This window comes from Rhodospirillaceae bacterium, from assembly GCA_016712715.1.
Taxonomy (GTDB): domain Bacteria; phylum Pseudomonadota; class Alphaproteobacteria; order Dongiales; family Dongiaceae; genus Dongia.
Map to the genome: position 1 here is coordinate 1134782 of JADJQM010000001.1, position 13367 is coordinate 1148148.

Here is a 13367-nt window from a genome sequence, read left to right on the forward strand (position 1 = left end):
GCATCAACGGGCAAGGGGGTCGGTTCCACGGGACCGGCCCCCTTGTCGTTTCCGGACCGCGGCGTGTCGTCCATTGCGCTGGGCTCGGCGCCGTTGTATCGGACGATATCGCCCCATGATCAGAGCAGCCGCCATGACCGAGCACAGCCACGACAACCGCCATGCCAAGCGCCAGCCCTTTGGCCAGTTCCCGCGCGTCCGGATGCGCCGGACGAGGCAGGAGGATTGGTCGCGCCGGCTGGTGGCGGAGAATGCCCTCACGGTCAACGACCTCATCTGGCCGGTCTTCGTCAAGGAAGGTGGGCCGGCAAAGGAAGCCGTGCCCTCGATGCCAGGTGTCGACCGGCTCACCCTTCCGGCGCTGGTGAAAGCTGCGGAGAAAGCGGCGAAGCTCGGCATTCCGGCTATGGCGCTGTTCCCTGTGGTGCCGCGCGAGAAGAAATCAGCCGGCGCCGAGGAGGCCTACCGCGCCAACAATCTGTGCAACCGCGCGGTGGCGGCGCTGAAGAAAGCGGTGCCGGAGATCGGCATCATCTGCGACGTGGCGCTCGACCCCTATACCGACCATGGCCATGACGGGCTCATGAAGGGTGGCGAGATCCTGAATGACGAGACGATCGAAATCCTGATCCGTCAGACCCTGGCCCAGGCAGAGGCCGGCGTCGATATCGTGGCGCCCTCCGACATGATGGACGGCCGCATCGGCCGCCTGCGCGATGCGCTCGATGCCGCCGGCTTCCAGCGGGTGAAACTGATGTCCTATGCCGCCAAATATGCGAGCGGCTTTTATGGTCCGTTCCGCGACGCGGTGGGCTCGAAATCGGCCCTCAAGGGCGACAAGCGCACCTATCAGATGGACGTCGCCAATGGCGACGAGGCGCTGCGGGAATGCGCTCTCGATGTAGCCGAAGGCGCCGACATGCTGATGGTGAAGCCAGGCCTGCCCTATCTCGACATCATCTGGCGCGTGAAGGAGGCTTTCAAGATGCCGACCTTCGCCTATCAGGTGTCGGGCGAATACGCGATGATCAAGGCCGCGGCAGGCAATGGCTGGCTCGACAATGACCGCGTTGTGATGGAGAGCCTGCTCTGCTTCAAGCGCGCCGGCGCCGATGGGATTCTCACCTACTCGGCCATTGAAGTGGCGGAACGGCTAGCCAAGCAACGCTAAAAACCGCAGCAGCGCCATGTCGTACCAGGGCCGGTCGAGGCCCTGCCCATGGAAGCCGACATGGCCGCCCGAGACCGGCAGCTTCAACTGCAGATAGGGATTGTCGTCCCACTTCACCTGGCCATAGCAGGCAACCGGAATCCACGGATCGTCCGAGGCATGGATCACCATGGTCGGCACCCGCACGCCCCCCAAGCGCTGTGCGGCAGAAGATTCGGCGTAATATTCATCGGCATCGCGAAAGCCGTTCTCCGGCGCCACGATGCGATTGTCATATTCCGTGATGGTGCGGATATCCTTGGCGATGATGCCGCGCTCAACGCGCATGCCGTCGATGAGATGCGCATGATAGAGGCGGTTGCGCTTCGACGTGATGGAGATGGAGGTAGCCTTGAGGTCGATCGGTGCCGAAATGCTCACCGCCCCAAGGAGATCCGCATTGCTGCCGGCTTCGCTCAGATATTTCAGCAGCACATTGCCGCCCAGCGAATAGCCGACCGCCACCACGCCGTGACGTTTCAAGGTCGGTTCAAGACCGGCGAGCGCGCTTGCGATGTCTTCGCTGCGGCCGGCGTGATAGGTCCCCTTGGCGAAGTCACGGCCAGGACCGGCACCGCGCAGATTGAGGCGCATGACCGGGTAGCCGGCCGCCAGCAGATGGCAGGCACTGACCCGCACATAATAGCTGTCCTCGCTGCCCGACAGGCCATGGACGAGGAGAATGAGGGGGCGTTTCCCTGGATCCGCCGGCCGGTGCAGTTTGGCGATCAGCCGATCGCCACTGCCGTCGTTGCAGGTGAAGATATGCCCTTCGCCGGGCCAGAGATCGAGATTGTCCTTGGGCGGTCGGATCCAGTTGCGCAGGGTCTGCAGATCGCCACCCCGCCACAGCCGCAGCGGCCGGAAGGGCGGCAATTCGAGTTTCTGGAGAGTCCTTATCTGCCCGTCAGCCATTCTTTGATCTGATCGATCTGCTCAGGAGCCATCAGGGCCGGGGCGTGGCCCATGCCGCCCCAGGTCACGAGTTTCGCCTTGGGACCACGCTCGGTCATTTCCACCGCGGTCTCCGCCGTCAAGAGATCGGAATCCGCACCGCGCAACACGAGGGTCGGCGCCACGACCTTGTCCCAGAGCGCCCATAAATCCCAATCCTGCACCGCCATCTTTACGTTGACGGCGATCGCCGGATCATAGGCGAGGCCATAGGTGCCGTCCGGCCGCAGGCGATGGCCGAAGGCCACCATATGCTGCCATTGCGCGTCAGTCAGCGGGCCGAAGGGGGCCAGCACTTTCCGGAGATGCGTCTCGACGGCGGAGAGCGATGAGAAGCGGTTGTCGAGGCCGACATAGTCCGCGATGCGGAGCAGCGCCGCCTTGGGCACGAAGGGGCCGACATCGTTGATGACGAGTTTGCGGATGGGGGTGCCTGCCTGGGCCGCCAGCGTCATGCCGATGAGGCCGCCCATCGAGGTGCCGACCCAGTCAAGCTCCGTGACATCGAGCCTGGCGATGAGCGCGCTCATATCCGCGCAATATTGCGGATAGCCGTAATGGACCGGATCGCGCAGCCAATCGCTTTTGCCGCGACCCACGATATCCGGGCAAATGACCCGTGCCTCCTTCGACAATTCGGTGGCCAGGGCATCGAAGTCGCGGCCGTTGCGCGTCAGGCCATGGCAGCAGAGGATCACCCGCGACGCCGCAGGATCACCCCATTCCACATAGGCGACATTGTGGAAGCCTGCTGGACTGAGCGCCAGGAATTGCTTCTGCCGCATCATGGTCAGCGCACGCTGCCCATCGGCTGATCATGGACGACAACCAGCGTTTCCGGCGCGAAGCCGTTGAAGCGTGTCGCCAGCGCATTTGAATAGGCACCGACCCGGTCGATCTCGATCCAATCGCCCTCGTCGATGTCCGAGGGGAGCGAGAAGGTCGAAGGCAGGACGTCGAGGGAGTCGCAGGTGGGGCCGTTGAGGATGAAATCCTTGGGCGCGCCGGTGAGCGCTCCGGCCAGGCGATGGGCCCGTGCCGGCAGCCTGACGCCGGCATCGACGGTTTCCGACAGCGAACCGTAGATGCCGTCATTGATGTAGAGCTGGTCGTCCTTGCGCAGTTGAACCTGGGTCACCACCGAGACCGCATGGGCCACCAGCGCACGGCCGGGCTCGCACATTAGTACGCAGTCGCGGCGCAGTTTCAGCTTCTTCACACCCTCTTCGATTTCGTGAATGAAGTCCTCGAAGGGCGGCATGTTAGTGCCGAGATATTCCGCCGGAAAGCCACCGCCGACATCGAGGCCGACAATATCCACCTTGGCCTTCTCCAGCACCTCGCCGACGATCTTCAGCGCCTCGCCATAGGCGCCGGGCACGAGGCATTGCGAGCCGACATGGAAAGCAAGGCCGACCCGGCAGCCGCGCGACGCCGCATCGCGCAGCATGGACGCGGCATCGTCGACATCGGCGCCGAATTTCGCGGCCAGGTGGTAGAACGCGCCATCGACAGGCGGCGTCTTCAGGCGGACATAGATGGTGAGGCCCTCGGCACCGCCGGTCTCCGTGAGGATCTTGTTGAGCTCGCTCGGGTGATCGATGATGTAGGTGTCGATCTCATAGACCTTGGCGGCCGTGTTGATGACGGCGCGGCCCTTTACCGGGTGCATGAAATAGCAGGCGGCATCGGGAAAGCTCTCGCGCACCTGGGCGATCTCGGGCAGCGAGGCGGTGTCGAAATGGCGGATACCGGCGCGGTGCAGTGCGCGCAGCACCTCGGCATGCGGGTTGCACTTCACCGCATAGAGGACCCGGCCCGGAAACTGCTCCAGGAACCGGGTAGCCGCCTGGGTGATGATCTCGGGTCGCAGGCAATAGACCGGATAGCTGGGCTTCAGCGTCTCGATCATGCTCCGAACGCTTTCGAATTCTTTCGCCATACCCAACTCCTGAGGCTCATATGCCGACTTCATGGGCTTCTAGCCGATAGGCCCGCTGTTGTCACCCAGCCCCCGGATCAGCTATCTAAATGCCCCAAGGAACAAGTCATATTAATGACAGAACGCAGGTCGGGGGGATTGGGGAGATGGCGCAATCGAACGGGGCGACCCGAGGCAAGGCCGAGAGTAAGGCCGGGGGGCCGCTTTCCGGCATCGTGATCATCGACCTCACCCGGGTGCTGGCGGGGCCGTTCTGCACCATGTTGCTCTCTGACCTGGGTGCCCGGGTGATCAAGGTGGAAAATCCCAAAGGCGGCGATGATTCCCGCGCCTACGGCCCCTTCATCAACGGCAAGTCCGGCTATTTCATTGCCCAGAACCGGGGAAGCGAATCGATCGCCCTCGATCTCAAGAATGAAGCTGACCAGGCGATCCTGCACCGGCTGCTGCGCGGCGCCGATGTAATGATCGAGAATTTTCGGCCCGGCACCATGGCACGGCTCGGTTTTGGCCAGGAAGACCTGAAGCGGCTCTACCCTAAGCTGATTTACGCCTCGACCTCCGGCTTCGGCCAGACCGGTCCCTATGCCGACCGCCCGGCCTACGACATCATCGCCCAGGCCATGGGCGGCATCATGAGCATCACCGGCCATGAGGGTGGCGAGCCGACCCGTGTCGGCGCCTCGATCGGCGATCTCGGTGCCGGCCTGTTCACGGCGCTGGGCATCGTCTCGGCGTTGCACCACCGCCATCAGTCCGGCGAAGGCATCGCCGTTGATGTCGCCATGCTCGACAGCCAGTTGGCGCTGCTGGAGAACGCCATCGCGCGCTATTACTCCACCGGCACATCGCCCAAGCCCCTGGGTGCGCGGCACCCGTCGATCGCCCCCTTCGAGGCATACCGGACGAAAGACAGTTATGTCGTCATCGCCTGCGGCAATGATTCGCTGTTCAGGACCTTCTGCGGCGTGGTGCAGCACGCGACATTGGCGGACGATCCGCGCTTTGCCACCAACGCCAAGCGGTCGGAACATGTCACCCAGTTGAAGGAAATGCTGGAGAGCTTCCTCACCCAGAACACCACCGACTATTGGCTGGAGCTGTTCAACCGCACCGGCATTCCATCAGCGCCGATCAACAATGTGGAACAGGCGATCCATGATCCGCAGGTGCAGCACCGGCAGATCGTGCTACCGATCGACGATCCCAGCGTGGCACCGCTGGAAGTCGCCGGCTCGCCGATCAAATTCTCCGGATTTGCGACACCGGCGATGCGGCCGGCGGCGCCGGAGCTTGACCAGGATCGCGCGCGCATCCTGGCCGATTTTCCGGAAGCCAGCTAAGCTCGCCGCGGGGCGCGACGCTGTCAGGAAAAAGGTTTCATGAGCAATTGGTTGCGCTGGACACTCCGCATCTTCGTCATCTTGGTGCTGTTTGTCGCCGCCGCTGGCTTGGGCAGCTATCTGTGGCTACGCACGAGGCTGCCCCAGGCCGAGGGTGACATCACCCTGCCCGGCATCCCCGCCGCGGTCTCGATCACGCGTGACGATCGCGGCGTCCCCACCATTGCTGCACAGTCCAGCAACGATGCCTATTTCGCGCTTGGCTTCGTCCATGCGCAGGACCGGCTGTTCCAGATGGATGCGATGCGCCGACTTGGCGCCGGGCGCCTGTCCGAGGTTCTGGGTCCGGACACGCTTGAAACCGACCGCCTGATGCGGACGCTGGGACTCTACCGTTCGGCTGAGGCTCAGGTGCTGGCGGCAAGTCCGGCGCTCAAATCCGTGCTCAACGCCTATAGCGCCGGCGTGAACGCCTTCATCGCCGCGCATGACGGTGCTTGGCCGCCGGAATTCTATCTGCTGGGCTACCGGCCAACGCCTTGGCGACCGGCGGATTCCCTGGTCTGGGGCCGCTTGATGGCGCTCGATCTTTCCAACAATTGGCAGGGGGAAACGACCAACCGGTTGATGAAGCGTGCCCTGCCGCCATACCTATTCGACCTGCTGGTATCTGCGCCGACGGCGCGCGCCGCCAGCAATGATGACGGCAGCGTGCCGAACTGGCGTCAACCGCTCAGCTACGCATCTAACAGCTGGGCCGTGGGTCCCCTTCTCAGTGCCAGCGAAAAGCCGCTCATCGCCAACGATCCGCATCTGGGCCTCAGCCTGCCCGCAACCTGGTATCTGGCGCGCCTCGAAACACCGGATATGACTTGGACGGGGGCGACGGCACCTGGCCTTCCCTTCATCATGATCGGCACCAATGGCCATGTCGCCTGGACCTTCACCACCACCCATGGGGATACCCAGGATCTGTTCGAAGAACGGATCGTGCCGGAGCGCCCCGATCACTACGTGACCCCGACTGGCCCGCAGCCATTCCTCACACGGCAGGAAACGATCAGGATCAAGGATGCGCCGGAGATCGAGATCACCGTGCGCAGCACACGTCACGGCCCGGTCGTCTCCGATCTCAGCGACGATGGCGTGGCGCCGGACACCGTGCTGGCCCTGGCCTGGACGGCACTGCTGCCGGGTGACCGCACGCCGGAAAGCATCCTCGCCATGAACCATGCGCGCGATGCGACAGCGCTGGAAGTGGCGCTGGTCGATTTTCACGCGCCTGAGCAGAACGTGGTCTATGCCGATCGCACCGGCGCCACCGGCTTCATCGCTGCCGGTCGCGTGCCGCTGCGCCGGGCGATCTTTGCCGAGAGCCGCCTGCCGGCACCGGGCTGGAGCGGCGCCTATGACTGGCTGGGTACCCTGCCGATGGCGGCCCTGCCGCAATTGCATGGCGACAGAAACGGTGTGCTGGTCACGGCGAACAACGATATCAGACCGGCGGGCTATCGTCCTTTCATCACTGCGGATTGGCCGGAAGAAGACCGCGCGAACCGGATCGGCGCCCTGCTGGAAAACAAGGCTGAGATCACGCCTGATCATCTGAAGGCTGTCCAGATGGACAATCATTCGGCGCCAGTGCTTGCCTTCGTGCGCCGCTGGCTGCCTGTGCTGGCGAAGGCGGACCCGCAGATGGCCGGCATCCTTGAGGCGTGGGATGGCGCCATGGACCGCGACCTTGCAGCCCCGCTGATCGCCACGATCCTGATCGATCGTGTGGCAAAGCAGCTCCTTGCCGACGAGATGCGCGGCCATTTCCCCGACTGGTGGTTCTGGCAGATCGACCGGCTCCAGTTGATCCTCGCCGATGGCCGCGCCTGCGACGATATTGTCAGCCCGGCAAAGGAAAGCTGTGCCGATATTCTCGTCGCGGCCTTTCGCGACACGCGCCGTGACCTCGCCGAAGCTTACGGACCAGATGCGGCGACATGGCGTTGGGGCGACAGCCACCGGGCGCACTTCAATCACCCGGTTTTCCGCCATGTCCCGTTGCTGCGGGATTGGCTCGATGCCGATCTGCCGACGGATGGCGATTTCTTCACGGTTAACCGCGGCACGCCGCTGCCACCCAGAGGCGGGGTCGCCCTCGCCCACGTGCATGGGCCGGGTCTGCGCTTCGTGCTCGATTTCGCCGCACCCGAGGCAGCACAGTTTGCCCTGGCCGGCGGACAATCGGGCAATCCGCTCTCGCGACACTATGACGATTGGCTGACTGATTGGCGGGATGGGGTCTATCGTGGATTAAAGGGTGGCGGGGCGGCGCAATTGGTGTTGCAGCCCGCCGATCCGGATTAGGGCATCGCCGCGCAACTCTTCAGCTACTATCTGAATTGAACCTCAATTCAAGCTCTTGCCCCGACTCCTAAACCAAGTATTAACTAAAACCGGTGATGTTGTGGTGGGTTAAACAGGGGCGGGTTCGGGCTATCCATGCTGGTTATCGTCGGCATCGTCATCGTATTTGGCTGCGTCTTTGGCGCCTATTCCGTTCACGGGGACCTACGGGTTCTGTGGCAGCCGCTCGAATTCGTGATCATTCTGGGCGCGGCCATGGGCGCCCTTATCATCAGCAACACAAAAACTGGCCTCAAAGCGACCGGCGCGGCCTTCAAGCGTGCTCTCAAGGGTCCACATTACAAAAAAGCCGATTACGTCGAATTGCTCTCCGTCCTCTACCAGATTTTCCGGCTCGCGAAAACCAAGGGCATGTTGGCCCTGGAGCAGCACGTGGAAAAACCGGACGAGAGCACCCTCTTCGCGCAGTTTCCAAAATTCCAGCACGATCACCATGCCGTCGAGTTTCTGTGCGACTATCTGCGCATGATGACCTTGGGTACCGAAAACCCCAACGAGGTCGAAACCCTGATTGACGCGGAACTGGAGACGCATCACGCCGAGCTCCATGTCGGTAGCCATGCGATCCAGAGCACGGCCGATGCCATGCCCGCCCTTGGCATTGTCGCCGCGGTGCTCGGCGTCATCGTAACAATGGGCTCGATCGCCGAACCGCCGGAAATTCTTGGCGGCCTCATCGGCGCGGCCCTAGTCGGTACGTTTTTCGGTATCTTAATGTCATACGGTGTCTTTGCGCCCATTGCATCGGTCGTTATTGCGACCGACAATGCCGATGCCAAATATTACCAGTGCATGAAGTCCGGCTTGCTGGCCCACATGCAGGGCTATCCACCAGCCGTGTCGGTCGAATTCGCGCGCAAGGTCCTTTGGTCGACCGAACGGCCGAGCTTCTATGAGGTCGAGCAGGCCGTCAGCGCCCTGCCGACGCCTTAAGGCACTTGAGAGGTCAGATCCATGGCGGATGAAAGACCGATCATCATCAAGCGGATCAAGAAGGTCGCCGGCGGCGCCCATGGCGGCGCCTGGAAGGTGGCCTATGCCGACTTCGTGACGGCGATGATGGCGTTCTTCCTGTTGCTGTGGCTGCTCGGCAACACCACCGATGAGCAGAAAAAGGCCATCGGCCATTATTTCACCCCCACTCTTGCCATAACCGATGCAGCGACCTCGGTCTCCGTGATGGACGGTCAGGAGCAGGTGATGGACGCAGCCAGCGGCACGGCCGCCGCCGAGGTTGAGATCGATATCGAGGAAGAAGGCACCGGCGCCACGGGCGACGGGACCGGCGAGGCCGATACCGAGGAAGCTGCGGCCACAGCTGAAGGGGAAAAGCCGATCGATGCCGCCGAGGCCAAGGCAGCGCTGAAGGCCACGGAAGAGAAGAAGTTCGAGGAAGTGAAGCAACAGATCCAGCAGGTGATCGCGGAATCGCCGGACCTTTCCGGCCTGCAGGACAATCTGAAGATCGACCAGACTCCGGAAGGACTTCGCATCCAGTTGCTCGATGCCGAGAAGGAATCGATGTTCGCCTCAGGCAGTGCGAACATGGATGAAAAGAGCCGCCGTCTACTTGGTCTGGTCGCGCAGGCCGTCAAGAATTTGCCCAACAAGCTTGCCATCTCGGGCCACACGGATTCGTCCCCCTATGTGGGCGCGGACGGGCGCACCAATTGGGAATTGTCGTCTGATCGCGCCAATGCGGCGCGGCGCGTCCTGGTCGAAAATGGGGTCCAGGCGAGCAATGTCCGTAACGTTGTCGGGCGCGCCGATACAGACCCCTTCATCGCGGACAATCCTGCGGATCCGAAGAACCGCCGTATCTCGATCACGCTATTGAGCAATGTGCTAGATACCCCCGGCGGCCAAGGTGCCGCGCCAGCCGCAGCGCCGGCAGCACCGGCAGCACCGGATGAGCCGCCCGCGGAAATCATCCCGCCTGCAAACGTCGAACCCGATTCCGGCGGGTGACGATCCCGTGATCGCCGCAGAAACCCGCATTTCCTGATGGAAAGTGGGCTTGCGATCGGCGCCCCGACATCACATATCCAGCGCGTAGCCAGTCCGCAGCCAAGCCACAGGCCCAGATTTGACCGACCGCAAACCGCCCTCGATCCAATTGAGCCGCCTAGATCCAGGCGGTGCCGGGCGTGACTGGAGCGACGAGGCAGCGGCCTTGCACACCAATATCGATCTCGCCGACCCGCGCCGCTATGAAGGTGTTCTGCTGCGACGTTTCTGTGCGGCAGGTGTCGATTTCACCATCGCCTTCATCCTGTCCTGCGTGCTGTGGCTGGCCAACTGCATGGCCACAATCGCGACCTTGGGGCTGCTGTCGCTCCCGGCGCTGGTGCTGGCACCGATCGTCATCCATGTGGCGATGGCAACCTATTTGATGGCTGGGCCGCGCAGCGCCACCTTGGGCATGCGGGCCGCCGGCCTGCGGGTGGTTAACACCGACGGTCGCAAACTTGACCATGTGCAAGCATTCCTGATGACGGCGATGTATTTTGCCACCGTCACCGTGTTCTTTCCGGTGCTGGCGGTAGGCTTCTTCGCGGACCGCTCCCGACTGCTGCATGACATCGTCGTCGGCTCGATCGTCGTGCGCGCCGACCCGGATTGAGCGAAGCCGCCGCCCCTGCACCGATACTGGTCACAAACGGGTCCTTGGCGTAGGATAACGCCATGAGCGTGCAGAGCCGCAGCTTCCCGATCAGCTTCATGGTGACCACCGAGGTCCCGTGTCCCTACCTGCCTGAGCGGATGGAACGAAAGATCATCACCGAACTCTCCGGCGGACAAGCCACCGAATTGTTCGAGCTTCTGTCCAGGGCAGGCTTCCGGCGCAGTCACTCGATCGCCTATCGCCCGGCCTGTGCCGGCTGCCAGGCCTGCATTCCCGTGCGCATCGACATCGCCAATTTTCACCCCTCCCGGTCCCTGCGCCGAGTGCTGGCGCGGAATGCCGACCTGGTGACCGAAATCCGGCCGGCGCATCCAACCCAGGAACAATACCAGTTGTTCAGCCGCTATCTCGACCAGCGCCACAATGACGGCGAAATGGTCGGCATGGGACCGCAGGATTACGCCAGCATGGTTGCCGACAGCCCGATCGACACGCGCATGGTCGAGTTCCGCGATACCGATCGCAACCTGATCGCCGCATGCCTGACGGATTGGAGTGCCGACGGCATTTCCGCCGTCTACAGTTTCTTTGCCGCTGACCGGGCGCAGGACAGTCTCGGCAGCTTCGTGGTGCTGCGCCTGATCGACCTCGCGCGCCAGGCTGGCCTGCCCTACCTCTATCTCGGCTATTGGGTGAAGGGCAGCCAGAAGATGGACTATAAACGGCGATTCCAGCCCCTGGAACGCTATGGCGCCGACGGCTGGCGACGTCTCGCTGCCGACCAATAGCGACCCACCGGCGCCAGCCGTGAGGCCGCTTTCCTTGGCACCGCCGACCTGATAGTTTCCGGCCCCAGATAGTAATGGGCCGGTGGCAGTTCCTCCGAAAACGGCGGCGGCGCACGGCCCGAATTGACCAGATCGAGGATTGCTTGCATGCGACGTCGTCGCTTTCTGACCGGCGCACTCACGGCCGGTGCCGCGGGTGCTGCGACCCTGGGCGGTGCCTTTCCCAAACCCGCTCTCGCCCAAGATCGCATTGAATGGAAAATGGTGACGGCCTGGCCGAAAGGCCTGCCCGGCCTCGGCTCCAGCGCCGAACGACTGGCGGAGCGCATCAACCAATTGTCCGGCGGTCGACTGACGATCAAGGTCTATGCCGCTGGTGAACTGGTATCGCCCCTGCAGGGCTTTGCCGCCGTGTCGCAGGGCACTGCGGAAATGGCCCATGATTTTTCGCTCTATCATATCGGGCAGATGCCGGCCGCCGGCTTCTTCAGCGCCGTGCCGTTCGGCCTCATTCCATCCGAATTCAACGGCTGGATGAACTTTGCCGGCGGACAGGAATTGTGGGACGAACTTTATGACGCCGCCGGCGTCAAACCCTTCCTCGCCGGGAATACCGGCGTGCAGATGGGCGGCTGGTTCCTCAAGGAAGTGAACGATGTCGCCGACCTCAAGGGCCGCAAATTCAGCATTCCCGGCTATGGCGGCGAAGCACTCAAGAAGCTCGGCGTCGACGTCATGCCGATGGCGAGCGGCGAGTTGTTTGCCAAGCTGCAGGACGGTGCCATTGATGGCGCCGAATGGGTCGGGCCCTACAATGATCTTTCGCTCGGCCTCTACAAGATCACCAAGCTCTACTACTGGCCTGGTTTCCAGGAGCCGGGGACGGGACTGGAATGCATCGTCAACAAGAGCAAATTCTCTTCCTTGCCGGACGATCTGAAGCAGATCGTGGCCGCGGCCTGCATGGCCGAGAATGATCTGACGGCGGCGGAATATAGCGGCCGCAGTCCGGCAGCCCTTGCCACGCTGGTGAACGAGCATGACGTGCAGCTCAAGAAGTTCTCCCGCGACGTGCTGATCGCCTTCGGCAATGCTTCCAGCGAAGTCGTCCAGGAGGTGCTCGACGCCGGCGATGACGTGACAAAGCGGATCGTCGGCTCCTATCTCAAATACCGGAAGACCACCCTGACCTGGACCCGCGTCAGTGAAGGCGGCTTCCTCGCCGCCCGGTATCTCGGGTTCACCTATCCGACCGGGTAAATTATTATATTTCATATAGTTAGATTAGTTCCCCCGGGCTAACGCCTGGACTGGACCTGGACTACCGGCTGTGGCTTGATCACTCCAGCAACATGGGGGAGATCGGGACGATGAGCTGGGAAACCTGGGCCGCATTCACGGCAGCGTCGGCCTTGCTGATGGTCATCCCGGGACCCACGATCCTCCTGGTCATCTCCTATGCCCTCGGCCAAGGCTGGCGCGCGGCCTTCCCCATGGCGATCGGCGTGGCGCTCGGCGACTTCACCGCCATGACCCTGTCCATGCTCGGACTGGGCGCCCTTCTGGCCGCCTCGGCCACGGTATTCACCATTCTCAAATGGATCGGCGCCGGCTACATGATCTGGCTCGGCATCAAGCTGTGGCGCGCCGGCGGTGCGCTCAACGCCGCCACGCGCCGATGGCGCCTCGAGGCTCAGATGCTGGGGCATGCGTGGATCGTCACGGCGCTCAATCCCAAGAGCATCATCTTCTTCGTGGCCTTTCTCCCACAATTCCTCAATCCGCAAGCCGACTTCCTGACCCAGATGCTGGTCTTCGAAGCGACCTTCCTGATCCTGGCCTTCGCCAATGCCATCGGCTATGCGCTCGTCGCCTCGCGGGCGCGGGCCGCAATCCGCAACGAGCGCGTGGTGGAGGCCGCCAACAAGGTCGGCGGCAGCCTGCTGATAGGCGCCGGCATTCTCACCGCGACGGCCCGCGCCAGCCAGAGCTAAGCCCCCAGCCAGACTAAAGTCGACCTTGGCGCCAGACCCGGAATGATTGCGCCCCATCAAGGCTTTAGGTAGGTTGGCGCGGGAGTTCAAGA

The 13367-nt window shown here is 62.8% G+C and carries 12 protein-coding genes; 9 read left to right on the plus strand and 3 right to left on the minus strand.

The features are described from left to right. Positions 1-133: 133 nt before the first annotated feature. The gene (hemB, locus tag IPK59_05680; protein MBK8158279.1) at positions 134-1171 is read left to right on the plus strand and encodes a porphobilinogen synthase; all 1038 of its coding nucleotides are present in this window, start codon (positions 134-136) and stop codon (positions 1169-1171) included. Here the strand turns inward: hemB and IPK59_05685 are convergent. The 3 genes from IPK59_05685 to IPK59_05695 are packed head-to-tail and all read right to left on the minus strand — an operon-like array spanning position 1154 to position 4106. Further along, positions 1154-2125, minus strand: a complete 972-nt coding sequence (locus tag IPK59_05685; GenBank protein MBK8158280.1) for an alpha/beta fold hydrolase — start codon at positions 2123-2125, stop codon at positions 1154-1156. The genes hemB and IPK59_05685 overlap by 18 nt on opposite strands. Continuing rightward, positions 2107-2949: an alpha/beta hydrolase gene (locus IPK59_05690; GenBank protein ID MBK8158281.1), complete on the minus strand. Its 843-nt coding sequence runs from the start codon at positions 2947-2949 to the stop codon at positions 2107-2109. The genes IPK59_05685 and IPK59_05690 overlap by 19 nt, the downstream gene beginning before the upstream one ends. Before the next feature lie 5 nt (positions 2950-2954). Continuing rightward, positions 2955-4106: a type III PLP-dependent enzyme gene (locus IPK59_05695; GenBank protein ID MBK8158282.1), complete on the minus strand. Its 1152-nt coding sequence runs from the start codon at positions 4104-4106 to the stop codon at positions 2955-2957. A 146-nt stretch (positions 4107-4252) separates the two neighbouring features. Here IPK59_05695 and IPK59_05700 point away from each other — a divergent pair, with 146 nt between their 5' ends. The 8 genes from IPK59_05700 to IPK59_05735 all read left to right on the plus strand — a co-directional run bounded on the left by IPK59_05700 (position 4253) and on the right by IPK59_05735 (position 13275). Then, positions 4253-5449 carry a CoA transferase gene (locus IPK59_05700; protein ID MBK8158283.1) on the plus strand — a complete coding sequence of 399 codons (1197 nt, stop codon included), beginning with the start codon at positions 4253-4255 and terminating at the stop codon, positions 5447-5449. A gap of 39 nt (positions 5450-5488) precedes the next feature. After that, complete coding sequence (locus tag IPK59_05705) at positions 5489-7807, plus strand: penicillin acylase family protein (protein ID MBK8158284.1); 2319 nt, start codon at positions 5489-5491, stop codon at positions 7805-7807. A gap of 135 nt (positions 7808-7942) precedes the next feature. Further along, positions 7943-8800 (plus strand): flagellar motor stator protein MotA, encoded by an 858-nt coding sequence (motA, locus tag IPK59_05710; protein ID MBK8158285.1) that lies wholly within the window; start codon positions 7943-7945, stop codon positions 8798-8800. 21 nt (positions 8801-8821) lie between these two features. Further along, positions 8822-9835 carry a flagellar motor protein MotB gene (motB, locus tag IPK59_05715; GenBank protein ID MBK8158286.1) on the plus strand — a complete coding sequence of 338 codons (1014 nt, stop codon included), beginning with the start codon at positions 8822-8824 and terminating at the stop codon, positions 9833-9835. A gap of 118 nt (positions 9836-9953) precedes the next feature. Further along, entirely contained in the window at positions 9954-10490 is a 537-nt protein-coding gene (locus IPK59_05720) for an RDD family protein (GenBank protein MBK8158287.1), read from the plus strand. Positions 10491-10552: 62 nt separating this feature from the next. Next, on the plus strand, positions 10553-11281 hold the full coding sequence (locus tag IPK59_05725; GenBank protein ID MBK8158288.1) for an arginyltransferase: 729 nt from the start codon (positions 10553-10555) through the stop codon (positions 11279-11281). Between the two features lie 147 nt (positions 11282-11428). Then, positions 11429-12541, plus strand: a complete 1113-nt coding sequence (locus tag IPK59_05730) for a TRAP transporter substrate-binding protein (GenBank protein MBK8158289.1) — start codon at positions 11429-11431, stop codon at positions 12539-12541. A 110-nt stretch (positions 12542-12651) separates the two neighbouring features. After that, a complete protein-coding gene (locus IPK59_05735) occupies positions 12652-13275 on the plus strand; it encodes a LysE family translocator (protein ID MBK8158290.1) in 624 nt (207 codons plus the stop codon). The last annotated feature ends 92 nt before the right edge of the window (positions 13276-13367 follow it).